The 23488-nt window shown below is 73.5% G+C and carries 18 protein-coding genes; 15 read left to right on the forward strand and 3 right to left on the reverse strand.

Annotated features, from left to right (window positions below; translation table 11 throughout):
- Positions 1–320: 320 nt before the first annotated feature.
- Positions 321–1124, forward strand: a complete 804-nt coding sequence (locus AB0399_RS03040) for an AAA family ATPase (protein ID WP_366410047.1) — start codon at positions 321–323, stop codon at positions 1122–1124.
- A gap of 17 nt (positions 1125–1141) precedes the next feature.
- Here AB0399_RS03040 and AB0399_RS03045 read toward each other — a convergent pair whose 3' ends face one another.
- On the reverse strand, positions 1142–2146 hold the full coding sequence (locus tag AB0399_RS03045) for a DUF5937 family protein (protein ID WP_366410048.1): 1005 nt from the start codon (positions 2144–2146) through the stop codon (positions 1142–1144).
- Positions 2147–2236: 90 nt separating this feature from the next.
- Here AB0399_RS03045 and AB0399_RS03050 point away from each other — a divergent pair, with 90 nt between their 5' ends.
- From AB0399_RS03050 to fusA, 6 genes are all read left to right on the forward strand, one after another.
- Positions 2237–3472, forward strand: a complete 1236-nt coding sequence (locus AB0399_RS03050; RefSeq protein WP_329371620.1) for an MFS transporter — start codon at positions 2237–2239, stop codon at positions 3470–3472.
- A gap of 236 nt (positions 3473–3708) precedes the next feature.
- Positions 3709–4812 (forward strand): aminopeptidase P family protein, encoded by a 1104-nt coding sequence (locus tag AB0399_RS03055; RefSeq protein ID WP_328461503.1) that lies wholly within the window; start codon positions 3709–3711, stop codon positions 4810–4812.
- A gap of 68 nt (positions 4813–4880) precedes the next feature.
- Positions 4881–5447, forward strand: a complete 567-nt coding sequence (gene efp / locus AB0399_RS03060) for an elongation factor P (RefSeq protein WP_329371625.1) — start codon at positions 4881–4883, stop codon at positions 5445–5447.
- 2 nt (positions 5448–5449) lie between these two features.
- The gene (nusB, locus tag AB0399_RS03065; protein ID WP_328461500.1) at positions 5450–5875 is read left to right on the forward strand and encodes a transcription antitermination factor NusB; all 426 of its coding nucleotides are present in this window, start codon (positions 5450–5452) and stop codon (positions 5873–5875) included.
- 204 nt (positions 5876–6079) lie between these two features.
- Complete coding sequence (locus AB0399_RS03070) at positions 6080–7528, forward strand: aminotransferase class V-fold PLP-dependent enzyme (RefSeq protein WP_329371628.1); 1449 nt, start codon at positions 6080–6082, stop codon at positions 7526–7528.
- 406 nt (positions 7529–7934) lie between these two features.
- Positions 7935–10085, forward strand: coding sequence for an elongation factor G (gene fusA, locus AB0399_RS03075; RefSeq protein WP_366410049.1), 2151 nt, complete (start codon positions 7935–7937; stop codon positions 10083–10085).
- Positions 10086–10209: 124 nt separating this feature from the next.
- On the opposite strand, the gene AB0399_RS03080 is transcribed toward fusA, so the two are convergent.
- Positions 10210–11988: an Ig-like domain repeat protein gene (locus AB0399_RS03080; RefSeq protein WP_366410050.1), complete on the reverse strand. Its 1779-nt coding sequence runs from the start codon at positions 11986–11988 to the stop codon at positions 10210–10212.
- Positions 11989–12224: 236 nt separating this feature from the next.
- Complete coding sequence (bldD, locus tag AB0399_RS03085; protein ID WP_222964393.1) at positions 12225–12725, reverse strand: transcriptional regulator BldD; 501 nt, start codon at positions 12723–12725, stop codon at positions 12225–12227.
- Between the two features lie 187 nt (positions 12726–12912).
- Between bldD and pyrR the strand changes: the two genes are divergently transcribed.
- From pyrR to pyrF, 8 genes are all read left to right on the forward strand, one after another.
- Positions 12913–13542, forward strand: coding sequence for a bifunctional pyr operon transcriptional regulator/uracil phosphoribosyltransferase PyrR (pyrR, locus tag AB0399_RS03090; RefSeq protein WP_329371635.1), 630 nt, complete (start codon positions 12913–12915; stop codon positions 13540–13542).
- Between the two features lie 220 nt (positions 13543–13762).
- Positions 13763–14800, forward strand: coding sequence for an aspartate carbamoyltransferase catalytic subunit (locus AB0399_RS03095; protein WP_366410051.1), 1038 nt, complete (start codon positions 13763–13765; stop codon positions 14798–14800).
- A 2-nt stretch (positions 14801–14802) separates the two neighbouring features.
- Positions 14803–16089, forward strand: a complete 1287-nt coding sequence (locus AB0399_RS03100) for a dihydroorotase (RefSeq protein WP_329371639.1) — start codon at positions 14803–14805, stop codon at positions 16087–16089.
- Positions 16086–16703 (forward strand): hypothetical protein, encoded by a 618-nt coding sequence (locus AB0399_RS03105; protein WP_366410052.1) that lies wholly within the window; start codon positions 16086–16088, stop codon positions 16701–16703. The genes AB0399_RS03100 and AB0399_RS03105 overlap by 4 nt, the downstream gene beginning before the upstream one ends.
- Positions 16700–17848 (forward strand): glutamine-hydrolyzing carbamoyl-phosphate synthase small subunit, encoded by a 1149-nt coding sequence (gene carA / locus AB0399_RS03110; protein WP_329371643.1) that lies wholly within the window; start codon positions 16700–16702, stop codon positions 17846–17848. Before AB0399_RS03105 ends, carA begins: the two co-directional genes overlap by 4 nt.
- On the forward strand, positions 17841–21158 hold the full coding sequence (carB, locus tag AB0399_RS03115) for a carbamoyl-phosphate synthase large subunit (protein ID WP_329371645.1): 3318 nt from the start codon (positions 17841–17843) through the stop codon (positions 21156–21158). The genes carA and carB overlap by 8 nt, the downstream gene beginning before the upstream one ends.
- A 195-nt stretch (positions 21159–21353) precedes the next feature.
- Complete coding sequence (locus AB0399_RS03120) at positions 21354–22457, forward strand: quinone-dependent dihydroorotate dehydrogenase (RefSeq protein WP_329374443.1); 1104 nt, start codon at positions 21354–21356, stop codon at positions 22455–22457.
- On the forward strand, positions 22454–23368 hold the full coding sequence (pyrF, locus tag AB0399_RS03125) for an orotidine-5'-phosphate decarboxylase (RefSeq protein WP_366410053.1): 915 nt from the start codon (positions 22454–22456) through the stop codon (positions 23366–23368). The genes AB0399_RS03120 and pyrF overlap by 4 nt, the downstream gene beginning before the upstream one ends.
- Positions 23369–23488 lie beyond the last annotated feature (120 nt).

The raw sequence follows: 23488 nt of genomic DNA on the forward strand, positions 1-23488 counted from the left end.
GGGGCTCGCTTGGCGGGAGGCGTCCACTTTTCAGGGGCGCGGGGAACTGCGCGGCCAATCGGCCACCGGCGGGTGGTCCGGGCACACGTCGCAGGGGCTGGGCCTGCGGGCCCCGGGGCACCCCCATCCACAAGGGCGCCCAAGGCCATGTGCAGGCGTCGCCCGCCCGCGTGGGGCACCCCACCCCCGGGGGCGGGACGCCCAAGCGCCCAGGGGCGGTTGGGCGTGAGCCGAACCGCACGGTACCGTTCAAGCCGTGGCGCGCCCTGGTCACGCAGAGCGAACCGCACAGACCTCCGGTACGGGATGGAGTGGCCGACATGCAGCACGCCGTGGGGGCGCCCCAGCCGCCCGGCCCGGGCCAGGCACCGATCCAGAGCCAGGGCCAGGCACCGATCCAGAGCCAGGGCCAGGCGCCAAGCCAAAGCCAGGGCCAGGCGCCAAGCCAAAGCCAGGGTCAGGGCCAAGCGGCAGCCCCCGGCACCACCGGCCACTTCCCGATGCCCGCCCCCGCCCCGGTCCAGGCCCCGGCCGTACCCAGCGGGGGCTCACTCCCGGGCGCGGCGCACGGCCCGATAGCCGTGCTGCTGATCGGCGCGGCCGGCGCGGGCAAGACCACGATCGCGCGGCACTGGGCGGACCACCGCGGCGTCCCCACCGCCCACATCAGCCTGGACGACGTACGCGAATGGGTCCGCTCCGGCTTCGCCGACCCGCAGGCCGGGTGGAACGAGAACTCCGAGGCGCAGTACCGCCTGGCCCGCCGCACCTGCGGCTTCGCCGCCCGCAACTTCCTCGCCAACGGCGTGTCCTGCATCATCGACGACGCGGTCTTCCCGGACCGCCCCACGGTCGGCCTCGGCGGCTGGAAGCGGCACGTCGGCCCGGGGCTGCTGCCCGTCGTCCTGCTGCCCGGCCTGGACATCGTGCTCACCCGCAACGCCGAACGCTCCGGCAACCGCCGGCTGTCCGACGAGGAAGTCGCCCGTATCCACGGCCGGATGGCCGGCTGGTACGGCTCGGGCCTGCCCATCATCGACAACTCCCACCTCGACGTGGAGGCCGCCTCGGCCGCCCTCGACCGGGTGGTGGCCCGCAGCCTCCAGGGCCCGCCGATCTGGTAGCGAGCGCGGCCGCCGTCTCAAGGCCGCTGGTCCCGCTCGCCGGGCAGGGGCGCGGACGCGGCCAGCGCGTCCCCGAGCGCGGTGCGCCGATACAGCACCGAACGGCCCGAACGGGCCCGCGCCACCAGCCCCGCCCCGCGCAGCACCGCGAGGTGGTCGCCCACCGCCCCGGGCGCGAACGCGAGTTGGCGGGCGAGCTGGGTCGTGCTCGCGGGAGCGTCCAGCGCCGCCAGCAGCCGGGCCCGGGAACGGCCGAGGAGAGCCGCGAGCGCGTCCGCGGCCGGGGGCGCGGGCGTCTCGTGCAGGACGGCGGTGCCGCGCGCGGGGTAGACGAGCGTCCGCGGCCACGGGTCCTCGAAGTACGCGGCCAGACCCGGCCAGGTGAAGATCGACGGGATCAGCAGCAGCCCCTCGCCCCGCAAGTGCACCGTGCCGCCGTCGATCGGCGCCAGCTCGATCCCGCCGTCGTGCCAGCGCACCCCGTCGTGCAGCTCGCCGATCGCCGCCGCCCAGCCGCGCTCGCCGATCACCCCGACCCGGTGCACCACGTCCCGTTCGCACAGCGCCCGCAGCCTCGGCCAGTCCGGTGCCACCAGTTCGTGCCAGGCCCGGTCCAGCGCCGCCGCGATCCGCTCCACCACATCCGGCGCGTCCAGCACGGCCCGCACCCGCGGGTCACGCACCGGCTGCCGCGCGCGCTGCCGGGTGATCTCCGCCCGCGCCTGCTCCGGGGCGGTGGCGCGGATCGCCGCCAGGTCGTCCGCCCAGCTCTGCGCGGGTCCGCGCGGCGGCACCGCGACGAAGTCCGCGCCCGCCTTCGGCGTCTGGAGGGCCAGCACCGCGTCCAACTCGGTCTCCCGGCGCAGCCGTTCGAAGCCGGGCCGCAGCCGCGCCGCCCACGCCGCCGGCAGCCGCCCGTCCCCCCGGTTCAGTGCGCGCAGCACCGTGTTCAGCTCGAACGCCGGCGACAGCGCGAAGCGGCTGCGCAGCAGGTCCTCGGTGGCGACTTCGAGCCGGAGCATGCCGCCGACCCTACGTCCTCGGCGCCGCGACCTTACGTCCCCCGGCGAATCATTCGCGCTCCGCGGCCCGCTCCCGGGAGGCTGCCGGACATGGCCTCCACCGGCACCGCGCCCCTCACCCCGGCCCGTACGACCTACCGCGACGTGCTCGCCGAGCCCCGCTTCCGGGTGATCTTCGCGACCCGCGTGCTCGCGATCACCGCCGACTCGCTGCGGATCTCCACCTTCTCCGTCCTGGTCTACGCGACCACCTCCTCGCCGCTGCTGAGCGGTATCGCGTTCGGCGCCGGTTTCCTGCCGCAGGCGTTCGGCGTCACCCTGCTCGGCTCGCTCGCCGACCGGCTGCCGCCCCGCGGCCTGATCACCGCCGGCTACCTGCTGGAGTGCGCCACCGCGCTGCTGCTCGCCCTCGCCGCGCTGCCGATCGCCGTGAGCCTGGTGCTGATCGCCCTGATCGCCTTTCTCACCCCGGTCTTCGGCGGCGCCGCCAACGCGCTGGTGGCCCGCTCCCTCACCGGCGACGCCTACGTGCTGGGCCGCTCCCTGAACAACATGGCCTCCTCCGCCGCGCAGCTCGCCGGCCTCGGCCTCAGCGGCGCCGCCGTCTCGCTGCTCGGTGCCCGCCACGCGCTGCTGGCGGGCGCCGCGCTGTACGCCCTCGCCGCCTGCCGCATACGGCTCGCGCTGCCCCGGCTCCCCGCGCCGGGTCCCGCCGCGTCCTCCGCGTCCCCGGTCCGGGCCAGCCTCGCCGCCACCGCCGCGCTGCTACGGGCCCGCCGGCCGCGGCGGCTGCTGCTCGCGCAGTGGCTGCCCGGCGCGTGCGTGGCCGGGGCCGAGGGGCAGATCGTCGCCTACGCCGGTTCCCAGGGCTTCGCCTCCGGCGGGTACGCCGTGCTCATGGCGTGCCTGCCGGTCGGGATGCTCGTGGGGGACGTCCTCGTCGGCCGGATGCTGCGGCCGGACACCCGTGAACGGCTGGTCGCCCCCCTCATGGCCCTGATGGGGCTGCCCCTCCTGCTCTTCGCCGCCCGGCCCGGGCTCGCGGCCGGCGCGCTCCTCCTTCTCCTCGCCGGCGTCGGCTTCGCCTACGGACTCGGCCTCCAGCGGCCCTTCCTCGACGCCCTCCCCGCCGACGCCCACGGGCACGCCTTCGGGCTCCTCGGGTCCGGCACGATGACCCTCCAAGGAGTCGCACCCGCCCTCTTCGGCGCCCTCGCGCTCCCCTTCGGCCCACCCCTTGCGATGTCCCTCGCGGGTGCGGCAACGGTTCTCACGGTGCCCCTTTCCCGCCGCGGACCCTCCCGGGTGCCCCGGCCCGCCGCCTGAGCGGCCACCCGCCGTCACGCAGCCGGGCGCGAGGCCGAAACCGTCGCGGCGGGGAGCCGTAGCCCACGGTTCGGAGCAGCCGGGAGGAATCCGTACCGTCGCGGCGGGAAAACCGGAGCACCCCTTCACCGAGAGGTGGTCCCGAGAACGGGGGCGACGGCTGGACGGGGGTCCCCGTTACCCCCGGAGGGACTCGTGGAGAGGCCAACCCGGGAGCGCCGTCGTAGGCTCGCCGCATGGCGGAGGTGCATACGGTACGCAGAGCACGGCTGCGCGAGCGCTGCGCCGCGGCGGGCGCTGCCGCCGCGCTGGTCACACAGCCCGCGAACGTCCGTTACCTGACCGGCTGCGCCCCCCCGGGCGCCGCCCTCCTGGTCGGGCCGGGCAGCGACGACACCCTCGTCCACCTGCGCCCGCCCCCGGACGACGCCCCCCAGCCCACCGACGACCTGCGCAACGTCGTGCTGCCCTCGCCCGACGCGGACGCCGCGGTCGCCGCCGCGGACCTCGCCCGCCAGCAGCAGGCCGACGGCCTCGCGGTGGAGGAGCACCACCTCACCGTCACCCGCCACCGCGCCTTGCGCTCCGTGGCCCCGGGCGTGCGCCTCACCGATCTGGCGGGCGCGGTCGAGCAGCTCCGGCTGATCAAGGACGAGCACGAGATCGCCAGCCTGCGGATCGCCGCGGAGATCTCCGACCAGGCACTGGGCGAACTGCTGGAGTCGATCCTGGTCGGCCGCACCGAGCGGCACCTCGCGCTGGAGCTGGAGCGCCGCCTCGTGGACCACGGCGCCGACGGCCCGGCCTTCTCCACCTGCATCGGCACCGGCCCGCACTCGGGTGTGGCCCGCCACGTCCCCACCGACCGCCGGGTGGAGGAGGGCGACTTCCTCACCGTGCGGCTCGGCGCGTGCTACCACGGCTACCGCTGCGAGGTGGGCCGCACCTTCGTGATCGGCAGCGCCCCCGCGTCGTGGCAGATCGAGCTGTACGACCTCGTCTTCGCCGCCCAGCGGGCCGGCCGTGAGGCCCTCGCACCGGGCGTGGCCTGCCGCGACGTGGACCGTGCCACCCGCGAGCCGCTGCGTGCCGCGGGCCACGCCGAGGGCCTGGCGGCATGGACCGGACACGGCGTCGGCCTCGAAATCGACGAGGACCCTCAGTTGTCACCCGCGGCCGTGGGTAAACTGGACGCTTGCGTGCCGGTCACCGTCGAACCGGGAGTCCACCTTCCGGGCCGTGGCGGTGTCCGCATCGACGACACACTCGTCGTACGCCCCGTGGCGGACGGCGGACCCGAGCTACTCACCATCACGACCAAGGAACTCCTCGCGCTGTGACCACCCAGGGTGGTCGGGCCGGGCACGTCCTCGGTCCCGAAGCAGCACTTTCAGGAGATTCCGCAACCGTGGCCACCACGAACGACCTCAAGAACGGCCTCGTGCTCAAGCTCGACGGCGGCCAGCTCTGGACCGTAGTCGAGTTCCAGCACGTCAAGCCCGGCAAGGGCCCCGCCTTCGTGCGCACCAAGCTGAAGCACGTGCTCTCCGGGAAGGTCGTCGACAAGACCTTCAACGCCGGGCTGAAGGTCGAGACCGCCAACGTCGACAAGCGCGGCATGCAGTTCTCCTACAAGGACGGCAGCGACTTCGTCTTCATGGACTCGGAGACGTACGACCAGATCACCGTCACCCCCGAGGTGGTCGGCGACGCCGCGCACTACCTGCTGGAGGGCTTCGAGGCGGTCGTCGCGATGTACGAGGGCTCGCCGCTCTACATCGAGCTGCCCGCCGCCGTCGAGCTGGTCATCGAGTACACCGAGCCCGGTGTGCAGGGCGACCGCTCCACCGGTGGCTCGAAGCCCGCGCGCCTGGAGACCGGCTACGAGATCGGCGTCCCGCTGTTCATCACCACCGGTGAGAAGGTCAAGGTCGACACCCGCACCGGCGACTACCTCGGCCGGGTGAACAGCTAACCGTGGCTGCCCGCAACAAGGCCCGCAAGCGCGCCTTCCAGATCCTCTTCGAGGCAGAGCAGCGGGGTGCGGCTCCCACGATCGTGATGGCGGACTGGATTCGGCTCGCCCGGACCGACGACCGGCAGCCGCCGGTCACCGCGTACACGATGCAGCTCGTCGAGGGTTACACCGCGCACGCCCAGCGGATCGACGAACTCCTCGCGGGGTACGCCGTCGGCTGGACCCTCGACCGGATGCCGGCCGTGGACCGCAACGTCCTGCGGCTCGGCGCGTACGAGCTGATCTGGGAGGACGACGTCCCCGACGCCGTCGTCCTGGATGAGGCGGTCCAGCTCGCGAAGGAGTTCTCCACCGACGAGTCGCCTTCGTTCATCAACGGCCTGCTGGGCCGCCTGATGGAGCTCAAGCCCACGCTCAAGCGGTAACGGGACCCCCCGGGGGGCCCGTCCGCGGAGCTGCGGGACCTCGCGGTCCGCGGTGGCTCGCCGCTGGGGGTACCCCCTCTGGGGGAGTTCCCCGCGCCCCTGTGTACGCGCGGCTCCTTTCCCGAGAAGAGGGCCACCGACCAGGCAGCGCGGGGAATTCCGTGACGGGCTGACCCGACGGTCGCGGGGCCGTAGGGTCTCCGCATGGACGATCAGGGCGCGGACATACTCACCCGGTTGGCCGAGCTGCGGGCGGAGGACTTGCCGGTGCGCGGCGGCCGGACGATGGCGTACGTGTACGACGCGGGGCTGCCGGAACTGGTCGGGATCGCCGAGCGGGCGCACTCCGCCCTCACCGGTGTCAACGGCCTGGACATGACCGTCTTCCCCAGCGTGGTGACGCTGGAGAACGAGGTGGTGGCGCGGGCCGCGGCGCTGCTCGGCGGCGGCCGGGACAGCGGCACCGCGGGCACCTTCACCAGCGGCGGCACCGAGAGCTGCCTGCTGGCGGTGCTCACGGCACGCGAACACGCCCGCCGCACAAGGGGGGTGACCGCGCCGGAGATCGTGCTGCCGGCGACCGCGCACGCGGCCTTCCACAAGGCGGCGCACCTGTTCGGCCTGAGCGTGGTGACCGTGGGGGTGGACCCGGACTCGTACCGGGTGCGGGCCGAGGAGGTGGCGGCGGCCCTCACCGAGCGGACGGCGCTGGTGGTGGTGTCCGCGCCGTCGTACCCGCACGGGGTGGTCGACCCGGTGCCGGAGGTGGCCGCGGCGGCGGCCGCGCGGGGCGTGCTGTGCCATGTGGACGCCTGTATCGGCGGCTGGTACCTGGGGCACCGGCGGCTGGCCGCGGAGCTGCCCGCGCCGCCGCCGTTCGACCTCGCGGTGCCGGGCGTCACCTCGCTCTCCGTCGACCTGCACAAGTACGCGTACACCCCGAAGGGCGCGTCGGTGCTGCTCTTCCGCGACGCGGAGCTACGGCGGCACGGGTGGTTCGCGCACGCGTCCTGGCCCGGCTACCCGGTGGTCAACGCGACCCTCCAGGGCACCAAGTCCGCCGGTCCGCTCGCCGCCGCCTGGGCGGTGCTGCGGCACGTCGGCACCGAAGGGTACGTGGACCTCGCCCGCCGGGTGCACGCCGCGACCCGCCGGCTCGCCGACGGGGTGCGGCGGATCGAGGGCCTGCGGGTGCTGGGCGAACCGGACGCCTCGCTGGTGGCGGTCGCCTCCACCGAGGCGGCGGTGGACCCGTTCGTGGTCGGCGACGAGATGCGGCTGCGCGGCTGGTACCTCCAGCCGCAGCCCGCGTTCGCGAACTCCCCGGCGAACCTGCACCTGACCGTGACGGCGGCCGTCGCCGACCCCGAGCGCATCGACGAACTGCTCGCCGAACTCGGCGCCGCGGTGGGGCGCGCCCGCGAACTCGGGCCGCCCGAGGTCGATCCGGCGCTGGTCGAGCTGGCCGGCACCCTGGACCCGGAGGCATTGAGCCCGCAGGAGGCCGGCCTCGCGCTGGCCGCCGCCGGCATCGGCGCCGACGGGGTGCTGCCCGCCCGGATGGCCCCGGTCCTCGCGGTGCTCCAGGCCCTTCCGCCCGCGCTGACCGAACGCCTCCTGCCCGAGGTCATCTCCCGCCTCTACGTGGGCTGAACCCGCCCGGCGGGGCTCCCGGAGCGAGGCGGGAACCGGGCGGAAAACCGGGTGCCGCGGCGGGTGGGCTTCGCTAGGGTCGACCCGGTCGCTCGGCAACAGCCTTGCCGGGCGCGGCCGTTGACGTATCCGTCGCAGGACATGAGAGGGGAGCCCGCCGTGCGCCACCGCACCGCTGCCGTTGTTCCCCCGACCGGGCACCAGGTGCTCCTCGTGTCCACGTCCGCCCGGTGCCCGCTGCGCGCCCGGCACCGGAAGTCCGCGACGACAGCCTGACGTTCGCACCGTCCGAGCCCCAACTCCCAACGGCCCTACGGCTGTCGGGGCGCGGCTCGGCCATGTCGGCTGCTTCGGCCGCGATATCGCGCTGCCCTGACCAGGATCAGTCCCGAAAGGCCCGACGGCCATGCGCAGCAACCCCGTCCCACGCACCGCCGACCCGCTCGCCACCGTACGCAACCTGGGCATCCTCGCCCACGTCGACGCGGGCAAGACCACCGTCACCGAGCGGTTCCTCTACCTCACCGGCGCCACCCACAAGCGCGGCGAGGTGCACGACGGCACGACCGTCACCGACTTCGACCCGCAGGAGCGCGACCGCGGCATCACCATCTTCGCCGCCGCGGCCAGTTGCGACTGGGCCGGCCACCGGATCAACCTGATCGACACCCCCGGGCACGTCGACTTCGCCGACGAGGTCGAGCGCTCGCTGCGGGTGCTGGACGGCGCGATCGCGGTGTTCGACGCGGTCGCCGGTGTGGAGCCGCAGAGCGAGTCGGTGTGGCGGCAGGCCGACCGGCACGGCGTGCCCCGGATCGCGTTCGTCAACAAGCTCGACCGGGCCGGCGCCGACCTCGACTCCGCGGTGGAGTCGATCCGGCGGCGCCTGCACCCGGTGCCGCTGGTGGTCCAGCTCCCGATCGGGCGCGAGGACGGCTTCACCGGCGTGCTGGACCTGGTCGCGATGCGCGCGCTGACCTGGAGCGACGGCGGCGACATGGCCGACGGCGAGGTGCCCGGCGGGCTGCTGGACGAGGCCCGGCGGCGGCGCCGGCTGCTGGAGGAGACGGTCGCCGAACTGCACCCGGCCGCGCTGGAGGAGTTCTGCGCGCACTCCGCGGTGCGCGACGCGACGCTCGTCGCGGCACTGCGCGACCTCACCCGCAGCGGCGAGGCCGTCGTGGTGCTGTGCGGTTCCGCGTACCGCAACCGCGGGGTGGAGCCGCTGCTCGACGCGGCCGTGGCCTACCTGCCGTCGCCGCTGGACGTGCCGCCGGTGCGCGGCACCGCCACCGGGCGCGGGCTCGCGGCCGGGCAGGACCGTACCCGGGAGCGCGCGGCCGACCCGCGAGCGCCGTTCGCCGGGCTGGTGTTCAAGGTGAACTCGACCGCGACCGGTCGGCTGACCTTCGTACGGGTGTACTCGGGCACGTTGCGGAAGGGGGACACGGTGCTGGACGCGGGCGCGGGGCGCACCGAGCGGGTCGGGCGCATCCTGCGGATGCGGGCCGACCGGCACACCGAGCTGGACCAGGCGGTGGCCGGCGACATCGTGGCCGTGGTCGGGGTGAAGTCCGCGCGCGCCGGGGCGACCTTGTGCGCGGCCTCGGACCCGCTGGTGCTCGAACCGCCCTCCGCGGCCGATCCGGTGGTCTCCGTCGCCGTCGAGGCGCGCCGCAACACCGACACCGACCGGCTGGTCACCGCGCTGGCCCGGCTGGTGGAGGAGGACCCGTCGCTGGCGGTGCGGACCGACCCGGAGACCGGGCAGACCGTGCTGTCGGGGATGGGGGAGCTGCACCTGGAGGTGGCGGTGGAGAAGATCCGCCGCGCCCAGGGGCTGGAGATCGCCGTCGGCAGGCCGCAGGTCGCCTACCGCGAGACGGTCGCCCGCGGCGTGACCGGCCTGGTCTACCGGCACGTCAAACAGGACGGCGGCGCGGGGCAGTTCGCCCATGTCGTCATCGACGTCGAGCCGCTGCGGCCCGGCGCGCAGTCCACGGAAGCAGGCGCGGAAGCAGGCGCGGGTGCGGAGCGTACGGCGGAGGTGTTCGCGTTCGACTCGACGGTGGTCGGCGGGCGGGTGCCGCGGGAGTACGTGCGCGCGGTCGAGGACGGCTGCCGTGACGCGCTCGCCGAGGGCCCGATCGGCGGGCACCCGGTGACGGGCGTGCGGGTCACGCTCACCGACGGGGCGACCCACTCCAAGGACTCCTCGGAGATGGCGTTCCGCACGGCGGGCCGGTTCGCGCTGCGCGAGGCGCTGCGGGCATCCGCGATGGTGCTGCTGGAACCGGTGGTCGAGGTCACGGCCACGGTTCCGGACGACGCCGTCGGCGGCGTGCTCGGCGACCTCGCCGCCCGTCGTGGCCGCGTCACCGGTTCCACCGCCCGCGCGGGCAGCACCGTGGTCACCGCCACGGTGCCCCTGGTCGAGCTCTTCGGCTACGCCACCCGGCTGCGCAGCCGCACCCAGGGCCGCGGCACCTTCACCACCCGACCGGTCGGCTACGCCCCGGCCCCGGCCGGGGCGACCGGCGCGGACGGCGCGCGGTAGCCCCGCGGGGAGCCGGACCTGCCGGGTGGTGCGGACCGATACGGCCCGCACCACCCGGCTCGCGCCAACCAGCCCGCACCACCCGGCTCGCGCCTCAGGCCGGTCCGCCAGGCGCCCTTCCCGGTCAGCTCGTGATCTTGAGCGTGACCCAGTCCGCGGAGCCCTCGTGCAGGGCGTCGCCGGCGTAGACGACCGTGTACAGCACGTTCCCCGCGGCGGCGGGCGGCACGTCGTGGACGGTGAAGCTGCCGTCGGCGGCGACGGCCGTGTCCGGCAGGTCGATGGCTCCCTTGCTCGTCAGCCGCTGGACGTTGACGACCGTGCCGGCGGGCAGCGTCGTCCCGCTGCTGCTCAGGGTGCCGTGCAGGTCCACGCCGTCGGCAGTCACGGTGCCGGGCGGGTCGAGCGCCAGCTGTGTGGGCGCCTTGGCGACATCCACGCTCACGGTCGCGTCCGCGGCGGGATCGTGTGCCGTGTCGCCGGCGAAGGAGACGGTGTAGACGGCCGTTCCGGTGGTCGACGGGGTGTCGGCCACGGTGAAGGTGCCGTCCGCGCCAACCGTCGCGGACGGCACGGTGTGGTCGCCGTCGGCGTCGTGGCGCACCGCGGTCACCCGCACCGGGTCGGACGGCGCCGGCCCGTTCAGCCGCAGCTTCCCGGCGATCCGGACGGACCCGCCCGCGTAGGGGTGGTCGGGCTGGACGGTCAGCGGGCCGTCGAAGGCGGAGTGCCAGCGTGCGTCCGGGTTGGTGATGACGTGCAGCCAGAACGCGTCCCCGGCGGCGTCGGTGGTCATCGCGAAGAGCCGTGAGCCGTCCGCGCTGAAGGCCAGACCGCGGTCGGCGATCCGGTCGCCGCCGTCCGCACCGTCGGTGAAGGCGTACTGCCGGGGCGTGTCGCCCTGGGCCGGGTCGGCACTTTGGACCAGCAGGTCGGCCGCGGCGCCGTCGACGGCGCCGCCGCGGGCGACGAGCGAGCCGTCGGGGCTGAACGCGACCGCGGTGGAGCTGGTGCCCGCGGGCAGCGGACCGTAGCCGGGCGAGGCGTCGGAGAGGTCGGTGGTGGACAGCACCTTGGTCCCGGCGGTGCCGGCGGCGACCGCGGTGACCGCGCCGTCCGGGCTGATCGCGACGTCCCGCGGCAGCGCCGAGGGGTCGGTGGCCGCGGTGTACGACCGCAGGGCCAGTTGCTGCGGACCGGTGGTGGTCGCGTCGTAGAGCCCGACGTACAGCTTCGGCGTGCCGTTGCTCGCGAAGGTCTCGACGAGCCGGTCCGGAATGCCCGGCGAGGTGGCGAACTTCGCGTCGACGTAGGTGAACACCCCCCGGACGAAACCCCCGCCGCCGTCGAAGCGGCCGGAGTTGAGCGCCTGGGGCTCGGTGGTGCAGTCCTTCGGATAGGCCTGGCTGGTCATGCGGGTGAACCACAACTTTCCCCCGGCGGTGCCGATGTCACCGGGGCACTCGCCCTGGAAGAAGTCGTGTCGCACCCAGCCGTTGCCCGTGAGGGCGAGGGTGTCGGCGTTGAAGATCAGCACGTCGCTGGCGGCGGTGAGATAGAGGATGCTGCCGTCGGCGGAGAGCATCATGGCGCTCGCGACGAACATCGAGCTGCCGATGTTGACGGTCTTCAACAGGTTTCCGTCGAAGTCGTACACGAGCAACTCGGCGGTGGCCGCGTTCACCCCGCTGCCGGTGGTCACGTACACGCGCCCGCGTGCCTGGTCCACCAGCATCCGCGAGTACGAGGCGGTCGGCAGTTTCACCGCGACGTCGTTCGGCTCACCCGGCTCCGCGGCCGCCTGCGCGGCCGGGACGGCGGTGGCGAGCAGGGAGCCGCCGAGCGCGAGCGCCGCCACCAGCCTCCCGCTGCGCCGGAAAAGGGCATGGCTGCGTCTGGTCAAGAGTTCCCCCCACAAGGACTTCGCTTTACCAACTGGGCGCAAACAACGGCCCATGACTCAGGGCCTGTTGAAATGTAACAGCGGGATGGAGGCAGTGTGGGGAAATGGTGTGCGCCGATGGGCGTTCGGGCTACGTGGCGTCGCCCGGACATACGACTCGCCCGGGGCGGCGGCCCATGACAGGGCGCCGCCCCGGGCGAGGGGACGTTTCTGCAGCAGAGCTGCCGCGAGAGCGGTCAGCCCTCGTCGTGCTGCACCGCGCGGCGGGCGTCCGCGTCGAGGACGCCCCACGAGATCAGCTGCTCGGTCAGCACCGAGGGCGACTGGTCGTAGATGACCGCGAGAGTGCGCAGGTCATCCTGGCGGATGGACAGCACCTTCCCGTTGTAGTCGCCGCGCTGGCTCTGGATGGTGGCCGCGTAGCGCTGCAGCGGGCCGGCCTTCTCCGGCGGGACCTGGGACAGCCGCTCCAGGTCGAGCACCAGCTTCGGCGGCGGCTCGGCGGCGCCACCGGGCGTGGTACCCGGCAGCAGCTCCTGCACCGGGACGCCGTAGAAATCGGCGAGCTCGGCGAGGCGCTGGACGGTCACGGCACGGTCGCCGCGCTCGTAGGACCCCACGACCACTGCCTTCCAGCGGCCCTGGGACTTCTCCTCGACGCCGTGCAGGGACAGCCCCTGCTGCGTGCGGATGGCCCGGAGTTTGGCTCCGAGCTGCTTGGCGTAATCGCTGGACATATGGCTCCCCGGACGGAAACTCGGTGACTCACTGTGAGGTTACGCAGCGTAATCCGGGCTCGTCAAGCGGAAAGCCGCCGACCGGTGCCTGACCTGGGCCGTCCCGGTCGCCTGATACGGTGGACGGCGTACCCCCAGACGTCCTTTAAGACCCGTCCCGTGAGGCGGGGAAGGAGGTCCCCGACCCATGGTCGACGACCGCAGTACCAGCGCGAGCACCACGCTCGGCGCGCACGCCCGGGCCCAGGGCGCCGCCCGCCCCGTGCTCGAAGGCCCCGACATCGCCCGGGTGCTCACCCGCATCGCCCACGAGATCGTCGAACGCGCCAAGGGCGCCGACGACGTGGTGCTCCTCGGCATCCCCACCCGCGGGGTCTTCCTCGCCCGCCGGCTCGCGGACAAGCTCGCCGAGATCACCGGCCGGGCCACCGCCGTCGGCTCGCTGGACATCACCATGTACCGCGACGACCTGCGGCTGCACCCGCCGCGCGCGCTCGCCCGCACCGACATCCCCGGCGACGGCGTCGACGGACGCCTCGTCGTCCTCGTCGACGACGTGCTCTTCTCCGGCCGCACCATCCGCGCCGCGCTCGACGCGCTCGGCGACATCGGCCGCCCCCGCGCGGTCCAGCTCGCCGTCCTGGTCGACCGCGGCCACCGCGAGCTGCCGATCCGCGCGGACTACGTCGGCAAGAACCTCCCCACCTCGCTGCGCGAGACCGTCAAGGTGCTGCTCGCGGAGGAGGACGGCCGCGACAGCGTGCTGCTCGGCCAGAAGGACCCCGGCCCGCGCGCGGGCCACTCCGCGGACGGTTAGCGCACCCACCCCGCACCAGGCCCCCGCACGGGGGCCCTGGCGCCCTCGCGCCCCGGCCGGGCCGAACGCCTGGCCGGCGCGCGCCCGGCGCGCCCTGCGACGCGCCACGCGCCCCCGTCACCGCCCGCACCGCCCGAGCCCGCACGCCCGGCCGGCCGCCCGGGTGCGAACCCCACCGCACCCGCCCGGTCCCGCCGCCCAGCCCCCGGAGTCTGTCCGCATGAAGCGCCACCTGATCTCGGCCGCCGACCTCACCCGCGACGACGCCATCCTCGTACTCGACACCGCCGAGGAGATGGCCCGCGTCGCCGACCGGCCGATCAAGAAGCTGCCCACCCTGCGCGGCCGCACCGTCGTGAACCTCTTCTTCGAGGACTCGACCCGCACCCGTATCTCCTTCGAGGCGGCCGCCAAGCGGCTGTCCGCCGACGTCATCAACTTCTCCGCCAAGGGCTCCTCGGTCTCCAAGGGCGAGTCCCTGAAGGACACCGCGCTCACGCTGGAGGCGATGGGCGCCGACGCGGTCGTCATCCGCCACCACTTCTCCGGCGCCCCGCACCGGCTGGCCACCTCCGGCTGGATCAACTCCTCGGTGGTCAACGCGGGCGACGGCACCCACGAGCACCCCACCCAGGCGCTGCTCGACGCGCTGACCATGCGCCGCCACCTGTCAGGCGTCGGCCGCGACCTCGACGGGCGCCGGATCACCATCGTCGGTGACGTGCTGCACAGCCGGGTGGCCCGCTCCAACGTGCTGCTGCTCACCACCCTGGGCGCCGAGGTCACCCTCGTCGCCCCGCCGACGCTGCTGCCGATCGGCGTCGAGACATGGCCCTGCCGGGTCTCCTACGACCTGGACGCGGTGCTCGCCAAGTCCGACGCGGTGATGATGCTGCGGGTGCAGCGCGAGCGGATGAACGCCGCGTTCTTCCCCACCGAGCGCGAGTACGCCCGCCGCTACGGCCTGGACGGGCTGCGGATGGCGGCCCTGCCGGAGCACGCCATCGTCATGCACCCCGGCCCGATGAACCGCGGCATGGAGATCACCGCCGAGGTCGCCGACTCGCCCCGCTGCACCGCCGTCGAGCAGGTCGCCAACGGCGTCAGCACGCGGATGGCCGTGCTCTACCTGCTGCTCGGCGGCTCCGAGCCGGCGATCGCCCCGGCCCGTACCGAGACCGCCGAGACCGCCGAGCCGGCCCGGCCCACCGACGCCCCCCGCCCCACCGAAGCCGCCCGTACCGAGGAGAGCAAGTAACCATGAGCAAGATCCTGATCCGCGGTGCACGGCTGCTCGGCGGCGAGGCCCGGGACGTCCTGATCGACGCGGGGACCGTCGTCGCGGTCGGCACCGACCTCACCGCGGAGGGCGCCGACTTCGTCGAGGGCGAGGGCCGTATCCTGCTGCCCGGCCTGGTCGACCTGCACACGCACCTGCGGGAGCCGGGCCGTGAGGACTCCGAGACGGTGCTCACCGGTACCCGCGCGGCGGCTGTCGGCGGGTACACGGCGGTGCACGCGATGGCGAACACCTTCCCGGTCGCCGACACCGCCGGTGTGGTGGAGCAGGTGTGGCGGCTCGGCAAGGAGTCCGGGTACTGCGATGTGCAGCCGGTGGGCGCGGTCACCGTCGGGCTGGAGGGCAGGAAGCTCGCCGAACTGGGGGCGATGGCCGACTCCGCGGCCGGTGTGCGGGTCTTCTCCGACGACGGGAAGTGCGTGGACGACGCGGTGATCATGCGCCGCGCGCTGGAGTACGTGAAGGCGTTCGACGGGGTCGTGGCGCAGCACGCGCAGGAGCCGCGGCTGACCGAGGGCGCGCAGATGAACGAGGGCATCGTCTCGGGTGAGTTGGGCCTGACCGGGTGGCCGGCGGTCGCGGAGGAGTCGATCATCGCGCGGGACGTGCTGCTGGCCGCGCACGTCGGCTCGCGGGTGCACATCTGCCACCTGTCGACGGCCGGGTCGGTGGAGATCGTACGGTGGGCGAAGTCCAAGGGCTGGGACGTCACCGCCGAGGTCACCCCGCACCACCTGCTGCTCACCGACGAGCTGGCGCGTACCTACGACCCGGTCTACAAGGTGAACCCGCCGTTGCGGACCGAGGCGGATGTGGTGGCGCTGCGGGAGGCGCTGGCCGACGGCACCATCGACTGCGTCGCCACCGACCACGCCCCGCATCCGCACGAGGACAAGGACTGCGAGTGGTCCGCGGCCGCGATGGGGATGGTGGGGCTGGAGACCGCGCTGTCGGTGGTGCAGCACACCATGGTCGACACCGGGCTGCTGGACTGGGCCGGGGTCGCGGACCGGATGTCGACCCGGCCTGCCGCGATCGGGCGGTTGGTGGGGCACGGTCGGCCGATCGCCGTCGGCGAGCCCGCGAACCTGGTCCTGCTCGACCCGGCATACCGTGGGACCGTCAACCCCGCGGACTTCGCCTCCCGCAGCCGCAACACCCCCTACCAGGGCCGCGAGCTGCCCGGCCGGGTCATCGCGACCTTCCTGCGGGGCCACGCCACGGTCATGGACGGGAAGCTCACGTGACGACTCTGACAGCGCTGGCGGCCACCGCCGCCGAGGGCGGCAAGCACTCCGCGAAGGTCACCCACTGGTCGGACCGGCTCGGCTGGATCATCGGGCTCGTCCTGGTGATCGGCCTGGTCTACTGGCTGATGCGGCAGGGCTGGCAGTGGCGCCGCACCCTCCAAGGCGGCCTGCCCGAGCTGCCGGCCGCCCCCGAGGACCCGGCCGAGCTGGGCGAGCCGCTGCTGGTGATGGACGGCCGCTACCACGGCTCCACCACCGCCGGGCAGTGGCTGGACCGGATCGTCGCGCACGGCCTCGGCGTACGCAGCAGGGCCCGGCTCACCCTGACCGCGGGCGGCCTGCTGGTCGAGCGCACCGGCGCACCCGGCTTCCTGGTGCCGACCGCCGCCCTGCGCGGCGCCCGGCTCGACCAGGCCATCGCCGGCAAGGTGCTGCCCGAGGGCGGCCTGCTCGTCGTCACCTGGGAGCACGGCGGCACCCTCATCGACTCCGGCTTCCGCTCCGAGCACGCCGCGCAGCACCCGGCGTGGGCTGAGGCCATCACCGAGCTGAGCGGCGAACGCGCCGTGGCATTCAGCACCGAGAAGACCGAAAAGGAAGGCGCACGATGACGACCTCCACCCGGGCGGCCACCGCGCCCGCCGTACTCGTCCTGGAGGACGGCCGCATCTTCCGCGGCCGCGCCTACGGGGCCGTGGGGGAGACCTTCGGCGAGGCCGTGTTCTCCACCGGCATGACCGGCTACCAGGAGACCCTGACCGACCCCTCGTACCACCGCCAGGTCGTCGTCATGACCGCCCCGCACGTCGGCAACACCGGCGTCAACGACGAGGACCCCGAGTCCCGCCGGATCTGGGTGGCCGGATACGTGGTGCGCGACCCCGCCCGCGTCCCGTCCAACTGGCGCTCCCGCCGCACCCTCGACGAGGAGCTGACCGCGCAGGGCGTGGTCGGCATCAGCGGCATCGACACCCGCGCGCTCACCCGCCACCTGCGCGAGCGCGGCGCCATGCGGGTCGGCATCTTCTCCGGCGACGCGCTGTCCGACGACGGCACCCTGCTGGCCCGGGTCCGGCAGGCCCCCGAGATGGCCGGCGCCGACCTGTCCGCCGAGGTCGCCACCACCGAGGCGTACACCGTGCCCGCGATCGGCACCAAGCGCTTCACCGTTGCCGCCCTCGACCTCGGCATCAAGGGCATGACCCCGCACCGCATGGCCGAGCGCGGCATCGAGGTGCACGTGCTGCCCGCAAGCGCCACCGTCGAGGAGGTCTACGCGACCGCGCCCGACGGGGTGTTCCTGTCCAACGGCCCCGGCGACCCCGCCACCGCCGACCTCACCGTCATCCAGGCGGTCCTGGAGCGCGGCACCCCGCTGTTCGGGATCTGCTTCGGCAACCAGCTCCTCGGCCGCGCGCTGGGCTTCGGCACCTACAAGCTCAAGTACGGCCACCGCGGCATCAACCAGCCGGTGCAGGACCGTTCCACCGGCAAGGTCGAGGTCACCGCGCACAACCACGGCTTCGCCGTCGACGCCCCGCTCGACCGGATCAGCGACACCCCCTACGGGCGCGCCGAGGTCAGCCACGTCTGCCTCAACGACAACGTGGTGGAGGGGCTGCGGCTGCTCGACAAGCCGGCCTTCAGCGTCCAGTACCACCCGGAGGCGGCCGCGGGCCCGCACGACGCCGCGTACCTGTTCGACCGCTTCACGTCTTTGATGGACACAGTTCTGAAGGAGGGCCAGCGTGCCTAAGCGCACCGATATCCAGTCCGTCCTGGTCATCGGCTCCGGCCCGATCGTCATCGGCCAGGCCGCGGAGTTCGACTACTCCGGCACGCAGGCGTGCCGGGTGCTCAAGGCCGAGGGCCTGCGGGTGATCCTGGTCAACTCCAACCCCGCCACGATCATGACCGACCCGGAGATCGCCGACGCCACCTACGTCGAGCCGATCACCCCCGAGTACGTCGAGAAGATCATCGCCAAGGAGCGCCCCGACGCGCTGCTGCCCACCCTCGGCGGCCAGACCGCGCTGAACACCGCGATCGCGCTGCACGAGAGCGGCGCGCTGGCCAAGCACGACGTGGAGCTGATCGGCGCCAACGTCGAGGCCATCCACAAGGGCGAGGACCGCGAACTGTTCAAGGGCGTGGTCGAGGCGGTCCGGGAGAAGATCGGGCACGGCGAGTCCGCCCGCTCGGTGATCTGCCACACCATGGACGACGTGCTGGCCGGCGTCGACACCCTCGGCGGCTACCCGGTCGTGGTCCGGCCCTCCTTCACCATGGGCGGCGCCGGCTCCGGCTTCGCCCACGACGAGACGGAACTGCGCCGGATCGCCGGCCAGGGCCTGACGCTGTCGCCGACCACCGAGGTGCTCCTGGAGGAGTCCATCCTCGGCTGGAAGGAGTACGAACTGGAGCTGATGCGCGACAAGCACGACAACGTGGTGGTCGTCTGCTCCATCGAGAACTTCGACCCGATGGGCGTGCACACCGGCGACTCCATCACCGTCGCGCCCGCGATGACGCTCACCGACCGCGAGTACCAGATCCTGCGCGACATCGGCATCGCGGTGATCCGCGAGGTCGGCGTCGACACCGGCGGCTGCAACATCCAGTTCGCGGTGAACCCCGCGGACGGCCGGGTCATCGTGATCGAGATGAACCCCCGGGTCTCCCGCTCCTCCGCGCTCGCCTCCAAGGCCACCGGCTTCCCGATCGCGAAGATCGCCGCCCGGCTCGCCGTCGGCTACACGCTCGACGAGATCCCCAACGACATCACCGAGCAGACCCCGGCGTCCTTCGAACCCACCCTGGACTACGTGGTGGTGAAGGTGCCGCGGTTCGCCTTCGAGAAGTTCCCGGCCGCCGACGCCGCGCTCACCACCACCATGAAGTCGGTGGGCGAGGCGATGGCGATCGGCCGCAACTTCACCGAGGCGCTGAACAAGGCGCTGCGCTCGCTGGAGAAGAAGGGCTCGCAGTTCGACTTCGCGAGCCCGGTCGACCCGGCCGCGAAGGATGCCCTGCTGGAGACGGCCGGCGTGCCCACCGACGGCCGGATCAACACCGTGATGGCCGCGATCCGGGCCGGCGCCACCGCCCAGGAGGTCTTCGACGCCACGAAGATCGACCCGTGGTTCGTCGACCAGCTCTTCCTGATCAAGGAGCACGCCGACGAGCTGGCCGCCGCCGACCGGCTCGACCCGGACCTGCTCGCCGACGCCAAGCGGCACGGCTTCTCCGACGCCCAGATCGCCGCCATCCGCGGCCTGCGCGAGGACGTCGTACGCGAGGTCCGGCACACCCTCGGCATCCGCCCGGTCTACAAGACCGTCGACACCTGCGCCGCCGAGTTCGCCGCCCGCACGCCGTACTTCTACTCCTCCTACGACGAGGAGTCCGAGGTCGCGCCGCGCGAGAAGCCCGCGGTGATCATCCTCGGCTCCGGGCCCAACCGGATCGGCCAGGGCATCGAGTTCGACTACTCCTGCGTGCACGCCTCCTTCGCGCTGCACGACGCCGGGTACGAGACCGTGATGGTCAACTGCAACCCGGAGACCGTCTCCACCGACTACGACACCTCCGACCGGCTCTACTTCGAGCCGCTCACCTTGGAGGACGTGCTGGAGATCGTGCACGCCGAGACCCTCGCGGGACCCGTCGCGGGCGTGATCGTCCAGCTCGGCGGGCAGACCCCGCTCGGCCTGGCACAGGCCCTGAAGGACAACGGCGTGCCGGTCGTCGGCACCTCGCCCGAGGCGATCCACCTCGCCGAGGACCGCGGCGCGTTCGGCCGGGTGCTCGCCGAGGCGGGCCTGCCCGCGCCCAAGCACGGCACCGCCACCTCCTTCCCCGGCGCCAAGGCCATCGCCGACGAGATCGGCTACCCGGTCCTGGTCCGCCCCTCCTACGTGCTCGGCGGGCGCGGCATGGAGATCGTCTACGACGAGACGCGGCTGGCGGCGTACATCGCCGAGTCCACCGAGATCAGCCCGACCCGCCCGGTGCTGGTCGACCGGTTCCTCGACGACGCCATCGAGATCGACGTCGACGCGCTCTACGACGGCCACGAGCTGTACCTCGGCGGCGTCATGGAGCACATCGAGGAGGCCGGCATCCACTCCGGCGACTCCGCGTGCGCGCTGCCGCCGATCACCCTCGGCGGCCACGACATCAAGCGGCTGCGCGCCTCCACCGAGGCGATCGCCGCGGGCGTCGGGGTGCGCGGCCTGATCAACATCCAGTTCGCGCTGGCCGGGGACATCCTCTACGTGCTGGAGGCCAACCCCCGCGCCTCGCGCACCGTGCCCTTCACCTCCAAGGCGACCGCCGTGCCGCTCGCCAAGGCCGCCGCGCGGATCTCGCTCGGCGCGACCGTGGCCGAACTGCGCGCCGAGGGGCTGCTGCCCGCCACCGGCGACGGCGGCACCCTGCCGCTGGACGCGCCGATCTCCGTCAAGGAGGCCGTGCTGCCCTGGAGCCGCTTCCGCGACGTCCAGGGCCGCGGGGTGGACACCATCCTCGGCCCGGAGATGCGCTCCACCGGCGAGGTGATGGGCATCGACGCGGTCTTCGGCACCGCCTACGCCAAGTCGCAGGCCGGCGCGTACGGCGCGCTGCCCACCAAGGGCCGGGCGTTCATCTCGGTCGCCAACCGCGACAAGCGGGCGCTGATCTTCCCGGCGCGGGCGCTGATCGAGCACGGCTTCGAGCTGCTGGCCACCTCCGGCACCGCGGAAGTGCTGCGCCGCAACGGCATCGAGGCGCGGGTGGTCCGCAAGCAGAGCGAGGGGACCGGGCCCGACGGCGAGCCCACCGTCGTCACCCTCATCCACGAGGGCGAGGTCGACCTCATCGTCAACACCCCGTTCGGCACCGGCGGCCGGCTCGACGGCTACGACATCCGTACGGCCGCCGTCGCGCGGGGCGTCCCGTGCCTGACCACGGTGCAGGCGCTGGCCGCGGCGGTCCAGGGCATCGACGCGCTGACGCGTGGCGACATCGGGGTGCGCTCCCTCCAGGACCACGCGGCGTCGCTGGCGCTGGCCCGGGCGGAGTAAGGGCGCCTCCGGGGGGTGCGGGGAACGGTGCGCGAGCGACCCGTCGTCGTGGCGCGCCGTGCCCGCAGGCCCAGCCCCCGCGGCGGTGTCCCCGGACCAACGGCCGGTGGACGGCTGGTCGCGCAGTTCCCCGCGCCCCGTTGGGGCGCCCCCCTTCGGGGCACGATGCCCTACCCCGAGATGACAGGCGAGACGATGTACAAGCTGTTCTTCGAGCTGGTGTTCCGCAGGATGGACGCCGAGAAGGCGCACCACCTGGCCTTCCGGTGGATCAGGCTGGCCGTGCGGGTGCCGGTGCTGCGGACGTTCCTCGCGGCGGCGCTGGCGCCGCGGTACGAGAGCCTGCGCACGGAGGCGCTCGGCCTGCGGATGCACGGCCCGTTCGGGCTGGCCGCCGGCTTCGACAAGAACGCGGTCGCCATCGACGGGATGGCGATGCTCGGCTTCGGCCACGTGGAGATCGGCACCGTCACCGGCCAGGCCCAGCCGGGCAACCCGAAGAAGCGGTTGTTCCGGCTGGTCGCCGACCGCGCGCTGATCAACCGGATGGGCTTCAACAACGACGGGTCGGCGGCGGTGGCCGCCCGGCTCGCCGCGCGCAGGCAGGTCTTCCGGACCACCGTCGGCGTCAACATCGGCAAGACCAAGGCCGTCGCCGAGCAGGACGCGATCGCGGACTACGTGACGTCGACCGAGCGGCTGGCCGCGCACGCCGACTACCTCGTGGTGAACGTGTCCTCGCCGAACACCCCGGGCCTGCGCGACCTCCAGGCCACCGCGGTGCTGCGCCCGCTGCTGACGGCGGTGCGCGAGGCCGCCGACCGCACGGTCACCACCCGCCGGGTGCCGCTGCTGGTGAAGATCGCCCCCGACCTCGCCGACGAGGACGTGGACGCCGTCGCCGACCTGGCGGTGGAGCTGGGCCTGGACGGCATCATCGCCACCAACACCACGATCGGCCGGGACGGGCTGCGCTCGGACCCGGCGCTGACCGCGGAGACCGGCGGCCTGTCGGGCGCGCCGCTCAAGGCCCGCTCGCTGGAGGTGCTGGGCCGGCTGTACGGCCGCGTGGGCGACCGGGTCACCCTGGTCGGCGTCGGCGGCGTGGAGGACGCCGAGGACGCCTGGCAGCGCATCCTCGCCGGCGCCACCCTGGTCCAGGGGTACACCGCCTTCATCTACCGCGGTCCGTTCTGGATGCGCGGCATGCACAAGGGGCTGGCCGCCCGGCTGGCCGCGAGCCCGTACGCCACCCTCGCCGACGCGGTCGGCGCGGAGTCCCGGAAGGTGACCGCATGACCGGCAGCACGAACCCGCAGGCGGGCGCCCTCGGACCGGGGTCAGGGCAGCCCGAGCCCTTCGGCGCCCGGCTGCGCGGGGCGATGGACACCCGGGGCCCGCTGTGCGTCGGCATCGACCCGCACGCGCGGCTGCTGACCGACTGGGGCCTGAGCGACGACCCGGGCGGCCTGGAGCGCTTCGCGCTGACCGTGGTGGACGCGCTGGGCGAGCACACCGCGGTGTTCAAGCCGCAGTCCGCGTTCTTCGAGCGGTTCGGCTCGCGCGGAGTCGCGGTGCTGGAGAAGGCGGTGGCCCGGGCCCGGGAGGCGGGCGCGCTGGTGCTGATGGACGCCAAGCGCGGCGACATCGGCTCCACCATGGCGGCGTACGCGGCCACCTATCTCGACCCGGGCTCCCCGCTGTTCAGCGACGCGCTCACGGTCAGCCCGTACCTGGGCTTCGAGTCGCTGCGTCCGGCACTGGACGCCGCAGCGGCGTCGGGCGCGGGCGTGTTCGTCCTCGCGCTGACCTCCAACCCGGAGGGCGGGCAGGTGCAGCGGGCGACCGCGGCCGACGGCCGGTCGGTGGCGCAGGTGATGCTGGACGCCATCGCGGCGGAGAACTCCGGTGTGCGGCCGCTGGGTTCGGTCGGCGCGGTGGTCGGGGCGACGCTCACCGAGGCGGGCGCGGACCTCGCGGTGAACGGCCCGCTGCTGGCCCCCGGTGTCGGCGCCCAGGGCGCGACCCCGGCCGATCTGCCCGCGCTCTTCGGCGCCGCGCTGCCGAATGTGCTGCCGAGCGTGAGCCGGGACGTGCTGCGGCACGGCCCCGACCCGGTTGCTTTGTTGAAATCGGTACGAGCTTATGTGGATCAGGTGCGGGAGGCCGTGACCGGCACGGGTGAATCGAGCGGTATTACCGGCGGGTAATAGGGTCGGGAAACGGCCAAAAAAAGGGCCGCTTTCAACAACCTGGCCCATTGACGCCGAAACCTGTTCCGGTTTGTCCCGTATATCCCGCTGGATCGAGTCTGACCAGGACTTTTCATC

The organism is Streptomyces sp. NPDC088194 (assembly GCF_040702025.1).
In the GTDB taxonomy this organism is placed as follows: domain Bacteria; phylum Actinomycetota; class Actinomycetes; order Streptomycetales; family Streptomycetaceae; genus Actinacidiphila.

Coding starts and splice junctions, on each gene's coding strand:
- AB0399_RS03040 (WP_366410047.1), top strand. CDS start 321: ATGCAGCACGCCGTGGGGGCGCCCCAGCCGCCCGGCCCGGGCCAGGCA.
- AB0399_RS03045 (WP_366410048.1), bottom strand. CDS start 2,146: ATGCTCCGGCTCGAAGTCGCCACCGAGGACCTGCTGCGCAGCCGCTTC.
- AB0399_RS03050 (WP_329371620.1), top strand. CDS start 2,237: ATGGCCTCCACCGGCACCGCGCCCCTCACCCCGGCCCGTACGACCTAC.
- AB0399_RS03055 (WP_328461503.1), top strand. CDS start 3,709: ATGGCGGAGGTGCATACGGTACGCAGAGCACGGCTGCGCGAGCGCTGC.
- AB0399_RS03070 (WP_329371628.1), top strand. CDS start 6,080: ATGGACGATCAGGGCGCGGACATACTCACCCGGTTGGCCGAGCTGCGG.
- fusA (WP_366410049.1), top strand. CDS start 7,935: ATGCGCAGCAACCCCGTCCCACGCACCGCCGACCCGCTCGCCACCGTA.
- bldD (WP_222964393.1), bottom strand. CDS start 12,725: ATGTCCAGCGATTACGCCAAGCAGCTCGGAGCCAAACTCCGGGCCATC.
- pyrR (WP_329371635.1), top strand. CDS start 12,913: ATGGTCGACGACCGCAGTACCAGCGCGAGCACCACGCTCGGCGCGCAC.
- AB0399_RS03095 (WP_366410051.1), top strand. CDS start 13,763: ATGAAGCGCCACCTGATCTCGGCCGCCGACCTCACCCGCGACGACGCC.
- AB0399_RS03100 (WP_329371639.1), top strand. CDS start 14,803: ATGAGCAAGATCCTGATCCGCGGTGCACGGCTGCTCGGCGGCGAGGCC.
- carA (WP_329371643.1), top strand. CDS start 16,700: ATGACGACCTCCACCCGGGCGGCCACCGCGCCCGCCGTACTCGTCCTG.
- AB0399_RS03120 (WP_329374443.1), top strand. CDS start 21,354: ATGTACAAGCTGTTCTTCGAGCTGGTGTTCCGCAGGATGGACGCCGAG.
- pyrF (WP_366410053.1), top strand. CDS start 22,454: ATGACCGGCAGCACGAACCCGCAGGCGGGCGCCCTCGGACCGGGGTCA.